Source organism: Mycoplasma sp. P36-A1, from assembly GCF_049478495.1.
GTDB lineage: Bacteria > Bacillota_I > Bacilli_A > JAJDGJ01 > JAJDGJ01 > P36-A1.
On the sequence record NZ_CP168083.1, the window covers coordinates 1,366,114 to 1,382,121 of the forward strand.

The window sequence follows — 16,008 nt, forward strand, 5'->3', positions numbered from 1 at the left end:
CATAAAAAAAGGATACAACATTTCTGTTATATCCTGTTCTAACTCATGTATCAAATTGTAAAATTCCACCCTATTTGACAAAGAGCCAAATCAATGCACTACATCTTTTTTCAATATTATTTTTTATTCATTTTCTTCAAAAATACTTAATTGTTCTGGTGTGAATTCTTCATATTTTGAATCTTCTAAAAATTGTTTTGTTTGTTCTACTATAAGAGGTATATGCAGTAAATCATGTATTATACATGCCTCTATAATAATTAAACCATCTTTTAACTTAATACTTTTCTTTATTCCTTCATGTCCATGACTTAATTTTGTATCAAATGCTTCTATCATTTCAACATTAAAGCCTGAATCACAAACAAATATTTGTTCATTATCATTAATTGAGAATAGTTTTGTTAAAAGGTCTGGGTTAGTTTTCTTGTTCTTTACACTTAAAGTTCCTTTATTAGCTCTTGTTGATATAGCTATTTCTTCGACTCTAATTCTTTTTGTGCTTCCATTTTCAAAGATCATAAATAGTTGATTTTGTGAAAATGATTCAGTACCAACTGCTGAGACTAGTTGATCATTATCTAACTTGATACCTTTTACTCCAGCACTTTTAAGACCTGTTATTGATACTGAGTTTAATGGATATCTCAATGTATATCCTTTTTTACTCATCATAATTATGTCATCTAACATACTTGCACTGAACACAGAAACAACTTTGTCTTCTTTTTTTAGATTATTATACTTAATTGCTTTTGTATATCTAGATACTTCAAAATCACTAAATTTACTTTGTTTTACTTGACCATTTTCGGTTACACTAACTATGGTTGCATCTGATTTAAAACTATCTACTATCATTGCTGTTAATACTTTAGCATCAGTTAAACCTGATACATAGTTGTTTATATGTCTACCAAAGTCTTTCCATTTTGTTTCCATTATCTCATAAACAGGAATATATGCATAATATCCATTATCAAAGAATACTAATAATTTATTTAGAGTTGTTGCTTTTGTTATAGCTATGACAAAATCATCTTCTTTTCTAATAATTGCATCATTACTAGATGAGTATGATCTTAAACTAGATCTTTTAATATAACCATCTTTTGATACTGAGATCATTACTTCTGTTTCTTGTATTAGTTGTTCTTTAGTTATGTTTATATCTTCTATTTCATCTATAATCATTGTTTTTCTTGGTTCAGCAAAATCTTTTTTTATTTTTTTCATTCGATCTATTATTACTTTATCTAATGATTTTGCATTATCTAAAATATCTGTTAAATATTCAATATATGTTTGTAATTTTAGTTGTTCTTCTTGTAGTACTATAACATCTGTATTGCTTAAACGATATAGTCTTAAGTCTACTATTGCACTAGCTTGTTTTTCTGTAAAAGCAAATTCTGTTATTAAATTTGTAATAGATTCTGATCTATTCTTACTTGCTCTAATTATAACTATAATTTTATCAATTACATCTACTGCCTTCATTAATCCTTCTACTATATGCATTCTAGCGTTTGCTGTATCTAATTCATATAATGAATAATTTGTTAATACTTCTCTTTGATGTTCAATATATGCATCTAGCATTCCAATTAGTCCTAATAGTTTTGGAGTTTTGTTAACGATTGCAACCATATTAAAGTTATAATATACCTGTAAATTTGTTGTTTTATATAAATAGTTTAGAATTGTTGTTTCGTTTGCATCTTTTTTTAATTCTATTACTACACTTAATCCATTTCTATCTGATTCATCTCTTACTGCTATTATGCCATCAATTATTTTATCATATTTTATTTCTTCTATTTTTTTAACTAACTCTGCTTTATTAACTTCATAAGGTAGTTGTGATATTGTTATTACTTTAATATTTTTTACTGGTTTAACTTCTACTTTTGATCTAACTACTACTCGACCTTTTCCAGTTTCATATGCTTTTTTTATTTGTTCTTTTCCTTGAATTGTAGCTCCTGTTGGAAAGTCAGGGCCTTTTACTATTTCTAACAAATCATCTAAAGGACATTTTGGCTTTTTCATTCGATAGATTACAGCATCTATTGATTCTGCTAAGTTATGTGGTGGTATGTCAGTTGCATAACCAGCAGATATTCCTGTGCTTCCATTTACTAGTAAATTGGGAAAATAAGCTGGTAGTACTACTGGTTCTAGTTCTGTATCATCAAAGTTTGGTGCAAAAGGTACTGTATTTTTTTCAACATCTTGTAATAAAAGTGCACTAACTTGTGACAATCTTGCTTCAGTATAACGCATTGCTGCAGCTGAATCCCCATCTACTGATCCATTGTTACCATGCATATCTACTAGAGTGTAATTTAATTTCCAAGATTGTGATAATCTAACCATTGCATCGTAAACACTACTATCTCCATGTGGGTGATAATTACCAATTATTACCCCTACTGATTTTGCTGATTTACGATATGCTTTGGTTGAAACATTACCTTCTTTATGCATAGCATATAATATTCTTCTTTGAACTGGCTTTAAACCATCTCTAGCATCGGGAATTGCTCTATCTTGTATTATATATTTAGAGTATCTACCAAAGCCATCTCCTACTACATCTTCTAGAGCTTTTACTATAATATTTTTATCATTATCTTTCATTATTTAAGCTCTCCTTTAATCATGTTAGCATACTCATCTTCCATTGTGAAACTAACATTTTCTTCTATCCATTCTCTTCTTGGTTCTACTTTATCACCCATTAAAGTTGTAATTCTTTTATCTACAATTGCCATATCTTCAATAGTTATTTTTATTAGTTGGCGATGTTCAGGATCCATTGTTGTATCCCAAAGTTGAGAAGCATTCATCTCTCCTAAACCTTTATATCTTTGTATTTCGCCTTTACCATTTCTTTCAATAATTTCATTTAATTCATCATCATCAAAAGCATATTCTAGAATGCTATTTTTACCATTCTTTTTATTATATTTGTACAGTGGTGGCATAGCTAGATAGACTTTTTCTTGCATAAATAAGTCTTTCATATATCTGTAGAAGAATGTTAATAACAATACTTGTATGTGAGCTCCATCTGTATCTGCATCGGTCATAATAATTATTTTTCCATAGTTTATGTCTGTTGCACTAAAATCATTACCAACTCCTCCACCAATAGTGTAGACAAGTGTAGCAATTTCTTCATTTTTCATTATTTCTTCAAACTTTGCTTTTTGAGTATTTATTACTTTTCCTCTTAAAGGTAATATAGCTTGATACTTACGGTCTCTTCCTTGTTTAGCACTTCCACCTGCAGAATCACCTTCGACAATAAATAACTCATTTTTTTCATAATTCTTAGATTGAGCCGGTGTTAATTTTCCACCTAATATTCTACTTTTTACTCCATCTTTACCTTTTCGACTGTCTTCTCTTGCTTTTCTAGCAGCTTCTCTTGCTTGAGAAGCTTTTATTGCTTTTTTTACTAGTTTATGTGCAAATTCTTTATTTTCTTCTAAATAGAAATACATTTTCTCATATATAGTACTTTCTACACTACTTCTAGCTATAGGCGTACCTAATTTTGATTTAGTTTGTCCTTCAAATTCTAGTAGTCTTTCTGGTACTCTTATTGATATAATTGCTGTTATACCTTCTCTTATATCACTACCTTCAAGATTTTTATCTTTTTCTTTTAATAATTTTTGTTCTTTAGCATACTCATTAAATACTTTTGTAAGCCCCGTTTTAAAACCTACTTCATGTGTTCCACCATCTATAGTTTTAACATTGTTTACAAAAGATAAAATATTTTCTGAATAGCCTTCATTATATTGGAATGAAATTTCAATATTTATTTCATTTTCAACATTTTCAAAATAGACTGTATCACCAAATGTTTCTTTGTCTTCATTTAAAAAAGTTACAAAGCTTTCTATACCATTATCATAATGATATAGTTCATGTTTCACTTCATCTAGACGATTATCAGTTAACTCTATTTTAAGTCCTTTTAGTAAAAAGGCACTTTCTCTTAGTCTTTCTGATATAGTTGTGAAGCTAAATTTAGTTGTTGAGAAAATACTATCATCAGGCCAAAAGGTGATTGTCGTACCTGTTTCTTTTGATTTACCAACTACTTCTAATGGTTTAGCAACTTTACCTCCATCTTCAAAACTAATTTCATATATTGAACCATCTCTTTCAATGGTAACTTGCATTGCTTTTGAAAGTGCATTAACAACACTTGATCCAACACCGTGTAAACCTCCAGATGTTTGATATCCACCCTCTTGTCCAAATTTACCTCCGGCATGTAATATTGTAAAAATTACTTCTGGTGTTGATTTTCCTGTTGAGTGAACTCCTGTAGGTACACCACGCCCTTTATCTATTACTGTAACTGAATTATCTTTGTTTAAAATTACACTAATATGATCTCCATAACCTGCAAGTGATTCATCTATTGCATTATCAACTATTTCCCATACTAAATGATGTAATCCACGAGAATCCGTGCTACCTACATACATTCCAGGTCTTTTTCTAACTGCTTCTAACCCTTCTAATATTTGGATAGTTGATTCATCATATTTTTTCTTTGCCATTTGATCACTCCTAACTTATACATTATAACATTAGAATTATTAATAATCTAGAATGATTTTATTTCAAGTCATTTTATAATTTTTATATCTAAGATTTGTTATATACTATTTTAAAGCTCAATAATCATTGACTTTTAAATATATTAATAACTATTTACAATAAAAAACTAACATATTTGCTTGTATGTTAGAAATTCTAATTTTATTTTATTTTCTTAATATTTTATCAATTTTTTTACCTTTTGCTAGTTCATCAACTAACTTGTCTAACCATCTAATTTTTTGCATAAGTTCATCTTCAATCAATTCTACTCTATGGCCACAAATAACACCTTTAATTAATTTAGCATTTGGATTTATTAAAGGAGCCTTATTAAAAAAAGTTTGCATTGTTTCCTTGCTTGTTATGATATTTTCTAGCTCTTTTTGATTATATCCTGTTAACCAAATTATTATTTGGTCTAGCTCTTGCTTAGTATGATTTTTCTTTTCTACTTTATTAATATACATTTGATATATATCTTTAAAGCTTACATTTTCAATTTTATGTCTCATAATCAATCTCCTTTATTTATATTATAATCAACATATTACTATATTTACAAAGATTAAACTAAAAAAGTTTGTTATTAATCGTAGCTTTTTAACTGTTTCTGTATTATCTAAGTTACGTTTACATAATTAGGTATATTTTATTTTTATATTATGTTATTTCAATAAATATATTAACTAATCATATTATATTATTCTATATAAAAGAAAGGAAATAATTAAGTGCAAGTTATAAATATGTTCATGGATGAATCAGGATTAATTAATAAAAAGGATAAATGTTCAGTTTATGGTGGTATATGGTTTAATGATTTAAATAAGCAAAAAAAATTTTTGAAAGAATATTTTGAAATTATTGATAGTATTAAACATCATTATTGTAGGCAATATAAAAATATTTGTTGTTGTAGTTACAAAAAGTGTCCTGAAATTAAAAATTATAATATTGAGTCAAGGCATCGTCAGTTATTATTAGAACTAATATTTAAACATTGTTCTACTTATGCTGTTATTGTTGATGTTTCTAAATTAAAGCAGGTTTTTAAACTTGAGAAGGGGTTTAAGCTTAAATTTAGAGAATATATTATGAAAAGAATCGTTGTTAAAGTTATTGAGCATGAGTTAAACAATCATAATATTGATTGTAATAATCGTTTAAATTTAGCAATTGATATTGATAATATGCCTCATAGTTTAAATTTAGGTTATAATTTAAATGAAGTATTAGCTAGTGTTGATAGTATTATTACAAGTAATATTGATTATGATATCAATTATGTAAACTCTAAATATCATTATTTAATACAAGCTTCTGATTTATTAGTTGGTAGTATTAGAAGTGATTTCTTACTTAATAAATATGATGATATCAATAATAAATTAGATGTTAAACTATATTTACCTTAGGTAACAAAAAAAGGACTATAGTTTAGATTTTATTATCCTTTTTATTAGTCCTATCTTTATGTTTATTTAGGCAAATTTATAATTATAATTTGCCTTTTTTCTTTTGTTTGTGTATGTAACTCTAGTACCTCTTTTACTTAGTTTACCCTTTTTATTATATTGTCTTCTTGTTCTTAATCTAAGTCTACCCTTTTTATAAGTTCTTATTTCTAAATAAGATTTAGATTTTGAATTAGCTTTTCTTTTTCCAACATTATTGTATTTTGTAATCGTATTCTTAGTTAAGGTTCCGTTTTTATAATTCTTGATTTGTCTTTTATTACGATAAGCTTTATAAACATTAGATCCTTTTACTTTCTTAACTGTATAAGTTAAGTCATATGTTTTAATTCTTTTATTTTTTGTATTTCTTGTTTGAATTTGTTTTCTTGATATTTTATTATTTTTATACCAATATGATGTAAGTGTTCTTTTTTTGTTGGATGCTACATAAAAAGTCCTTTTAGTTAAAGTTCTTTTACTAGAATATGTCCACGTCTCTTTTTTGTTTAATTTGTATGAGTTTGTGTAATATGATGTTGATGCTCTTACATTATTTTTAAATATTACATATATTGGTGTTTTAGTTTTATATGTTTTATTTGAATTATATCTTTTAACATTTGAACCCACTTTATAATATGTTTCATTTTTTCCCTGTTTTAATATGTATTTTATATTATTTTCATTGTATTTTCCATTTAAAAGTCGAAAGTCCATTGCAGTTATTTTATGTTTGCTGCTGAGTTTTCGATATTTAGTAAATTTTGTTGTAGCTTTTCCACTATTATTTATCTGACCTATATCATTAGCACCAGTTACATAAACATTTCCAGTATTTGTAACAATAAATGTATTCTTTCTAGTTATATAATATTTTGATACTTTTTGATTAGATGGTAAGCTTACTTTATGAGCATTTGTTTTAGTTCTATTTGTTTTATTGCCTGTTCCTAATTGTCCATAGTCGTTTGCTCCATATAAGTATAAACTTCCTTTACTTATAAAAGCAGTATGTTTTGCATAGTTAAATATATTAGTATTAACATATTGAATTTCTCTAGCTGATTCAACCATATCTACTTTTGATGACATTAAATTACTTGAAGATAGTGCCTTTATTTTAGTAGAGTTGTCCAGAATCGCATTTTTCATCAATTGATATGATAAGTTTGGCTTTATTGATAGTAGATTAGCTGCAGTGCCTGAAATCATAGGTGTTGACATACTTGTTCCTGAACTTTGAATATAACCATTATTGTTTTTACCATTTGCAGCACATATATTTTCTCCATAACCAGCAATATCTACTGTTTTAGCATTATAGTTACTATACCATGATCTATTATCATTTTTACTTATTGAATTAACAGATATAATATTTGGTAGATTAAAGCCTGCTGGATAGTCAATATTTTTACTATTTGAGTTTCCTGCAGCAGCTACTACTAAACCATTATAATTAGCAATTGAATTATAGAGTAGTTTATCAATTCCACTTGCATAATTAATACCTAGTGAAAGATTTAATACTTTAATATTATCATTCTTTGCTTTGTTTATAGCTCTGATTAGATTTGCAGTGCTACCATATCCATCATCATCTAAAACTCGATATGATACTATTTTAGTTGTTCTATTTAAACCGATGTTTTTACCACCAATAGTACTTGCAACATGGCTACCATGACCATCTTTATCAACTATTTTTTTTGAATTTTTGGTAAAATCATAACTTTTTGAACTTACCAAACCTTTTAACTCTTTATGAGAAGCATTAACTCCTGTATCAAGTATACCTACTTCTACCCAATTATGACCACTATAATCATTGCTCAATAAATTGTAGTTCATGTAATTACTACTTAAATGCCAAGTATTATTTATCGAGCAAGTTGAACTAGTCATATAATTATTAATTTTATATTTAAAATTAGGGTTTACACTTTTTATTGTATCTAGTTGTTCTAATTCCTTTATTGTCTTGTCTAAATCTGTATTATCTTCTAATATTATTTCTACTAGTTCAGCATCTTCAACATCTATTTCTATAGTTTCTTCTACACTATTGTTTGTTTCATCATTTATTTCTTCTTCGACTTCTTGTTCATTTGTTATTCCATCTTCTAATTCAATTATTAATGAGTCGTAAAATAAGTCTGTATCTAAGGCACTTAGTTTTATTGGACATAATATCATTAGCAATAATACTATTAATGTTAATATACGGTTATGTTTCATTGTCTTTCCTCCAACTTATATTAACAATATTATAACATTAACTTTAAATACAAAATACGAATTAACTTTGTTTAATTCTTAATATTCTATTAATATATAGTTGATTTTATCTTTACTTATTTATTGCTTTTATATTTTTATTTCAATCATTTATATGTTACAGTATATCTATGAGTGATATGTTTATAAACATATTAAGAAAATATATACGATAAGGAGAAATTATTTATGAAATGGCAGACAAAAGAAGAGTTATTAGCTTTAATGAAAGAATTAGTAGCAATTAAAAGTATATCAGCTACTGTTGATGAGGTGAATGCTGCAAAGTATGTCTTTGAACAACTTTCTAATTTAGAGTACTATAAAAATAATCCTGATCATTTAAGATTAGTTGATGTAAAAGGAAACTTTGAAAGAAAAGCTGTTGTTGCTTTAATGAGTAAAGGTACTTCTAAAAATACATTATTAGGTGTTGGTCATTTTGACACTGTTGGTATTGATGATGCTGGTATTTTAAAAGATTATATTTTAAACCCTGATGAATATACTAAGCAGATTGGTAGATTAAATTTAGACCCAGCTTCTAAGGAAGATTTAGCTTCTGGTGAATATTTATTTGGACGTGGAGTAATGGACATGAAAGCTGGTGTAGCTTTACATATGCAAAACTTAGAATACTATTCTAATAGCGATTCATTTGATGGTAATTTGTTAATTTCTTTTGTTGGGGACGAAGAAACTAACTCTGAAGGTGTTCTTGCAGCAGTTTGTGAAGTTGCTAAAATGGTCGAAGAATTCGACTTAGTTCCTATTGCAGCATTAGATACTGAACCTGATTTTGCATCTTATCCTAATGATGATAATAAATACATGTATTTAGGTACAGTTGGAAAATTACTTGCTGGTTTCTTTGTTTTAGGAAAGGAAACTCATGTTGGTGAGTCTTTAGCTGGTTTAAATACTCATTTGATATTAGCTAATATTGTTAAACGTATGGAACTTAATTTAGATTTTTGTGAAAAAGTTGGAAAAGAAGTTACTCTACCTCCTACTAGTCTAAAAATGGAAGATCATAAACGTTTATATAATGTTCAAACACCATTATCAGGACATATTTACTATAATTTACAAACATTTAAAGATTCTCCAAAAATATATATGGAAAAATGCGTTAAAATTGCAACTGATGCTATCAATGAATCATATGAATTTGTATTAGAGATGAATAAAGAATTTAAAGAATTATCTAATCTACCATTAGTTCCACTAAATTTAAATCCTCAAGTTTATACATATGCTGATTTTTATGATGAAGTTAAAAATGAATTTAGTAATATTGATGAACTATTAACTACAAAAATAGAAGAACTTCAACAAAAACAATTAGATGAAAGAGATTTAACTTGTTCATTAATCCAATATATGCAAGAGATATCAAGTAATAAAAATCCAAAAGTTATAGTTTTCTTTGCACCACCTTACTATCCACATGTTAGCTTAGATGATTCTAAACCTAACCATAAGGCTGTTATTGCTGCAAGCACTGAAACAATTGCTTATGCAAAAGAAAAATTTGGTGTTGATATTAAACAATGTAACTATTTCCAAGGTTTATGTGATTTAAGTTATTTTGCATTAGAAGATGCTGAAGATGTTTTAGCATATTTAAAACCGAATATGCCTACTTTAGATAAAACATATACTTTACCTTTAGATGATATTTCTAAAATAAATGTGCCGGTAATTAACTATGGACCTCATGGACGTGACCCACATAAATATACTGAAAGAATACTAGTTGATTACTCATTTGAAGTAGTACCTGTAGTTCTTAAAAAGCTAATTGAAAATTTATTTAATAATTTATAATATGGTAGAAGAAAAGTAATTACACTTTTGCCTTCTTCCATTACACCGTAGTACAAGTCTTTTATACGATAATACATTTATATTATTCACAAACGACTTAGATATTATTAAAGAGGATAGACCAAACCTGGCCTATCCTTTTTTTATAGATAAGATGTTTAGGTTTAGTAGAAAATTAACCCCATGCATTCCGTATTGATGATATAGTCCTAATTTTGAATTAGCCACTTAATATATTTTTTCATCACTAAGTTACACTTTTGTAGTTTATTCAATTTCATGAAATTGATATAGATTCATGTTGTTTTATTACCTTATTTCATGATGATTAATCGTAATAAAAGTCTTAACCATTATCCCAATTTATCTAGATACCCTTTTATGCTTCTAATCTTAGAATAGTTTATCCACCTTCATATTATCAATACCAGGTGCGCCTTTATTACTTTTAACTCTCTTTATTGCCAGTTTGATATTTTCTTTAATTACTAGTTTCCCAGTTAATCTCATCGCGCTGCTCATTCTTCTACACCTAGATCTATTCAAGTACATACCAACTACCTTCACTATCAAAGATTACGTCATTCAGTACCATTGACTACTTTCTTACTATGAACTTAGCTGACTTCCACTAGTTAGATATACTGAATGGCACTCATAAAAAATGGATTCAATTAAATGGATCCATTTTTTATATCTCCTAACATCTGCTTTTAATTTTGTATCATTAATATCATTTTATATATAAATTGTAAAAGCTAATACTCTAATATAAAAAGCTTTGTACTTGCGATAAATGATGTCACTTCACAGACCTGAAATAAAAAAGTATAAACATGCTCCTTTAAAATATCACAGTATTAATGATACTCTTGTTATACTTTGTATTAATAAGATAAGGTTTATATGTAATTATTACGATTACTCTTTAACCTTATCTATACCTAGAATAGATAAATATGCAAAGTTATCAAATAAAATGTAAGCATTTAAACAACAACATACTTTCAAACTTAAAATGAGCACTTAACAAATGAATTAAGTGCTCATTTTTGACCTGCAAATTACTTTGTGCCAATTTATTTTGTTGATACATCAAACAAAAACCAGTATTTTGTAGTGGACTTTGTTTGATGTATATTTTTAAATTTATGTTTTATTCTTTTACTAGATCCATATCTACTAAAATTGCTTTTAATTTAGCTTTTTCTTCTGTTGTTAATTCTCCAATTGGATCTAAACATTTTCCTACTGGAATACCTTGCATTACTAATCCTTCTTTAATTACTGCAGGGAATGTTCCCATTGCCGTTGCAATTCTTAGTGGAGCTAATTTAAATTGTGCTTCTAATGCACCTTCTAAATCTCCTGCAACGTATTTATCATAGATGTCAGCAACTACTCTAGGTGCTACATTAGCGCATGATGCAATTGCACCTGTTGCTCCGTAAGCTAGACCTGCATAAATAATTGTATCTCTACCCATCATTACATGGAAATCTTCAAGATGTCTTGTTAATCTGATATATTCTGCTGAATTTGTCATATCTCCTGTACTATCTTTAACTCCAACAATGTTTTCAATTTCTGCAAGTTTTGCAACTGTTGCAGGTGTAATTGTAACATTAGTTTTTGGTGCGTTATTATATAAGATAATTGGAAGTTTTGTACTTTCTGCAATATCTTTAAAATACTTATATAATTCTTCTTGTGTTTGTGAAACAAACATTGGTGTTAGCACTGAAACTGCATCTACTTGTACTTCATCACATATTCTTACAAGTTCTATTGCACCTCTTGTAGTTATGTGGTTTGCACCTGCATATAGAGGAACTCTATTTGCTACTACTTCTTTTGTAAATTCTAGTATTTTTTTGTACTCTGCATTATCAAATGCATAAAACTCTCCTGTTGTTCCTAGTGAAAAGATTCCATGAACCCCTTCATTTATTAAATGATCTATCATTTGTTTTAGTACTGGGTAGTTTACTTGTCCATCTTCAGTTAATGGTGTAATAACTGGTGGTACTATTCCATATGGTTTAAATGACATATATGTTTCTCCTAACTATTATTTTTTTACTGATACATTTGAGATTTTTTCATAAAATTTTACTATTGCACTATGATCATCTTGACCATTTCCATCAGCTTTAAGTGATTGCATAATTTCCATGATTTGTGCTGTTAATGGTAAAGCTGCATTAACATTGTGAGATGCATTTAAGGCATTAGTTAAATCCTTAATATGTAAATCAATTCTAAATCCTGGAGCAAAGTCTCCTGCAATCATCATTGGAGCTTTAGCATCTAATACTGTTGAACCAGCTAAGCCACCTCTAATTGCTTGAAATACTAATTCAGGATCTGCTCCTGCTTTTTTTGCAAGTGTTAATGCTTCTGAAACTGCTGCGATGTTTAATGCTACTACTATTTGATTTGCTAGTTTTGCTGTATTACCTGCTCCTAAAGCACCAACATAAACAACACTTGCAGCCATACTCATTAATAAATCATAATATTTATCAAATGTTTCTTTATTTCCACCACACATTACTGATAAAGTACCATCAATTGCTTTTGGTTCTCCACCTGAAACTGGGCAATCTAATAATTCAATACCTTTTGTTGCTAGTTCTGCACCAATTGCTTTTGATTCAACTGGATCAATAGAACTCATATCTAAAATAACTGTTCCTTCTTTTGCTTTTGAAGCAATTCCATTTTCTCCAAGACAAACTTCTCTCACTTGAGGAGAATTTGGTACCATTGTTATAATTACTTCACATTGTTCTGCTACTTCTGCATTATTTTTAGCCGCTTTAGCTCCTGCTGCTACTACTTCATCTATTTCTTTTTGACCAATACTATAAACTACAACTTCATGTCCAGCTTTTAATAAATTGATACTCATAGGTTTCCCCATAATTCCTAATCCTATAAATCCTACTTTCATTTTTCATTCTCCTATCTTAAACTTTATATATTTTTATTATACTTATTTTATAAACAGTTGTAATACTAATAGCATTGCAACTCCAACACCAGACATTATCATTGATATTGCAAATTTGCAGAGCACTTGATCTTTAATGTCTTTAATACCAAACATACCATTGAACACCCAGAATCCACTATCATTAAAGTATGAGAATGAAATAGAACCTATACAACATGCTTGTGCAAGTAGTACAGCATTTACATCTAATACTCCCATTAATGGTGCTGTTAGTGAAGCTGCTGTTGTTATTGCTACTGTTGCAGAACCTAATGCTATTCTCATTAATGCAGCTATAATTACTGGAATTAATATGGCTGGAAGTGGTGTATTTATTACTAATTCACCTAATGCATCTCCAATTCCACTTACCTTAATAACGTTTCCTAAAGAACCACCAGCTCCTGTAATTAACATGATTATTCCTGTATCTCTAATAGCAGCATCCATAGTTCCAATTACTTCTGATTTTGAATCTTTTCTTACTAATCCATAAATTGATAGTAATGTACCAATTCCTAAAGCTATTATTGGTTGACCTAAGAATGCTACAAAGAAGTCAAATACATCTCCTCCACTAAAGCCAATTAAATCAATAACTGTTTTTGCAAGTATTAAAATTAATGGCACAATTATTGGAGCGATTGAATTTAATAAAGGTGGTAAGTTTTTTTCACCCATTAATTTATCAAGCTCTTCCATTGATTTTAAGTACTCTTCTTTAAACTCTTTACGATCATATTCACCATTTTCTAATGGAATTTGATAGATTTTTTTACCAACCCATTTAGAATATAAAACTCCAGCAATTAACATTGGAACAGATATCAATGCTCCAGTAATAATCATTTGTCCTACATCTACACCTAGCATTCCAGCTGCTGTAAGCGGTCCTGGAGTTGGTGGAACCATTGTATGTGTTAACTGTAAACCAGCTGCCATAGATAAGGCAAGTCCTACTACTGATTTACCAGTAACTTTAGATAAAGCTTTACAAAGTGGTGCAAATATTACTAATGCTGAATCGGCAAATACAGGAATTGCTATAAACCAACCAGTAATTGCTAATGCCCACTCTTCTCTTTTACTACCTACTGCTTTTATAAAAGTATAAGCCATTTTTTCTGCAGCACCTGATTTTTCTAAGATACCACCCATCATTACACCTAAACCGATAATAATACCCGTACTTTTTAGTGTACTTCCAAACCCATCTTGAATTGCTGTTAGCAATCCTGTTTTAGTAGTTCCATCAGCTAATGTTAAATCACCAGGCGACATTCCACCAATTAAACCAGCAATAATTGCTGCAATTAGTAATGCAATAAATGTATGTACTTTAGTTTTCATTACTAAAAGTATCATTACGATAATACCAATAGCTAACCCAAGTAGCATTCTTGTTGAATCATCCATGTTTTTTATCCTCTGTCCTTTATATTATTGATTAAAAATTATAGTTTATCTTTTTCATCTCTTACTAAAGCTGGTCTTTTATTATCAAATTTCCAGTCTTTAATTAGATATTGCATACCTGCAGCATCATTTCTTGCTCCTAAACATTTTTCATTATATAAAGCATTAGCTTTCATTAACTGTTCACGATCAATTTCAATACCTAATCCAGGTTTTTTAGGAATTTCTACATAACCATCTACTATTTGTAGTGGTTTTTTTGTTAATCTGTCTACTCCTTCTTGCCAAATCCAATGAGTATCAATAGCATTTACTTTTCCTGGAACTGCTGCTGCAGTATGTGAAAACATTGCTAGTGATATATCAAAGTGATTGTTTGAATGAGATCCCCATGTTAGTCCAAATTCATTACACATTTGACCTACTCTTACTGATCCAGACATTGTCCAAAAATGTGGATCTGCAAGTGGGATATCTACTGAGTGTAATGCTACTGCATGTTGCATTTGACGCCAGTCTGTTGCAATCATGTTTGTAGCTGTTGGCAATCCAGTAGCTTTTCTAAATTCGGCTAAGATTTCTCTTCCTGAATATACTCCTTCAGCTCCACATGGGTCTTCGCAGTATGTCAATACATCATGCATATCTTTACAAATTTCAATTGCCTCTTTTAAAGACCATGCACCATTTGGATCTAAGGTAATTCTAGCATCTGGAAAAGCTTCTTTTAAAGCTCTAACTGCTTTCATTTCCTCACTACCTTTTAATACTCCACCTTTAAGCTTGAAATCATTAAATCCATATTTCTCTTTTGATGCTTTTGCTAAAGCTACAATAGATTCTGGAGTTAAAGCTTCTTCACTTCTAAGTTTATACCATTCATTAGCAGGATTGTTGTCTACTAAATAATCAAGATCAGTTTTTTTACGATCTCCTACATAAAATAGATATCCAAGCATTAATACTTTATCTCTTACTTGTCCATCACCTAATAATGTTGCTACTGGAACATTTAAGTGTTTTCCAAGTAAATCTAAAAGTGCTGCTTCTACTGCAGTTACTACATGAACTCCTGTTCTTAAATCAAATGTTTGAGCTCCTCTAACATCTTGTTCATCAGCTAAAGACCCTTGAATTTTTAATAGAGTATTTTTGTATGCTCCTACACTACTTCCTATTACTTTTGATGCCATTTCTTCTAATGCTTTGGTAATTTTTTCTCCACCTGGAACTTCTCCAATTCCTTCATTTCCATTACTATCTGTTAAGATAACAATATTTCTTGTGAAGTATGGAGAATGTGCTCCACTTAAATTTAGTAACATACAATCATGTCCTGCTACTGGAAACACTTCCATCTTTGTAATTGTTGGTGTCATATTCTTTCCTCCTATTTAT

10 protein-coding genes are annotated in these 16,008 nt (G+C 28.9%); 2 read left to right on the plus strand and 8 right to left on the minus strand.

All coding sequences use genetic code 4. The features are described from left to right. Window positions 1–123 precede the first annotated feature (123 nt). The 3 genes from parC to ACD762_RS06685 form a co-directional block, all read right to left on the minus strand. Window positions 124–2,643: a DNA topoisomerase IV subunit A gene (gene parC, locus ACD762_RS06675; RefSeq protein ID WP_423363200.1), complete on the minus strand. Its 2,520-nt coding sequence runs from the start codon at window positions 2,641–2,643 to the stop codon at window positions 124–126. After that, entirely contained in the window at window positions 2,643–4,589 is a 1,947-nt protein-coding gene (gene parE, locus ACD762_RS06680; protein WP_423363201.1) for a DNA topoisomerase IV subunit B, read from the minus strand. The genes parC and parE overlap by 1 nt, the downstream gene beginning before the upstream one ends. 207 nt (window positions 4,590–4,796) lie before the next feature. Further along, window positions 4,797–5,144 carry a DUF2200 domain-containing protein gene (locus tag ACD762_RS06685; protein WP_423363202.1) on the minus strand — a complete coding sequence of 116 codons (348 nt, stop codon included), beginning with the start codon at window positions 5,142–5,144 and terminating at the stop codon, window positions 4,797–4,799. Window positions 5,145–5,363: 219 nt separating this feature from the next. Here ACD762_RS06685 and ACD762_RS06690 point away from each other — a divergent pair, with 219 nt between their 5' ends. Next, a complete protein-coding gene (locus ACD762_RS06690) occupies window positions 5,364–6,047 on the plus strand; it encodes a DUF3800 domain-containing protein (RefSeq protein ID WP_423363203.1) in 684 nt (227 codons plus the stop codon). A 66-nt stretch (window positions 6,048–6,113) separates the two neighbouring features. Here the strand turns inward: ACD762_RS06690 and ACD762_RS06695 are convergent, their stop codons facing one another. Then, a complete protein-coding gene (locus ACD762_RS06695; protein WP_423363204.1) occupies window positions 6,114–8,327 on the minus strand; it encodes a S8 family serine peptidase in 2,214 nt (737 codons plus the stop codon). Window positions 8,328–8,555: 228 nt separating this feature from the next. Here ACD762_RS06695 and ACD762_RS06700 point away from each other — a divergent pair, with 228 nt between their 5' ends. After that, entirely contained in the window at window positions 8,556–10,196 is a 1,641-nt protein-coding gene (locus tag ACD762_RS06700) for a M20/M25/M40 family metallo-hydrolase (RefSeq protein WP_423363205.1), read from the plus strand. Window positions 10,197–11,352: 1,156 nt separating this feature from the next. Here the strand turns inward: ACD762_RS06700 and dapA are convergent. From dapA to ACD762_RS06720, 4 genes are read right to left on the minus strand one after another with little or no spacing between them, the layout of a single operon-like run. Further along, window positions 11,353–12,249, minus strand: coding sequence for a 4-hydroxy-tetrahydrodipicolinate synthase (gene dapA / locus ACD762_RS06705; protein ID WP_423363206.1), 897 nt, complete (start codon window positions 12,247–12,249; stop codon window positions 11,353–11,355). A gap of 18 nt (window positions 12,250–12,267) precedes the next feature. Further along, the gene (garR, locus tag ACD762_RS06710) at window positions 12,268–13,152 is read right to left on the minus strand and encodes a 2-hydroxy-3-oxopropionate reductase (RefSeq protein WP_423363207.1); all 885 of its coding nucleotides are present in this window, start codon (window positions 13,150–13,152) and stop codon (window positions 12,268–12,270) included. 42 nt (window positions 13,153–13,194) lie between these two features. Continuing rightward, complete coding sequence (locus tag ACD762_RS06715) at window positions 13,195–14,610, minus strand: GntP family permease (protein WP_423363208.1); 1,416 nt, start codon at window positions 14,608–14,610, stop codon at window positions 13,195–13,197. A gap of 38 nt (window positions 14,611–14,648) precedes the next feature. After that, window positions 14,649–15,989, minus strand: coding sequence for an enolase C-terminal domain-like protein (locus ACD762_RS06720; protein ID WP_423363209.1), 1,341 nt, complete (start codon window positions 15,987–15,989; stop codon window positions 14,649–14,651). Between the last annotated feature and the right edge of the window lie 19 nt (window positions 15,990–16,008).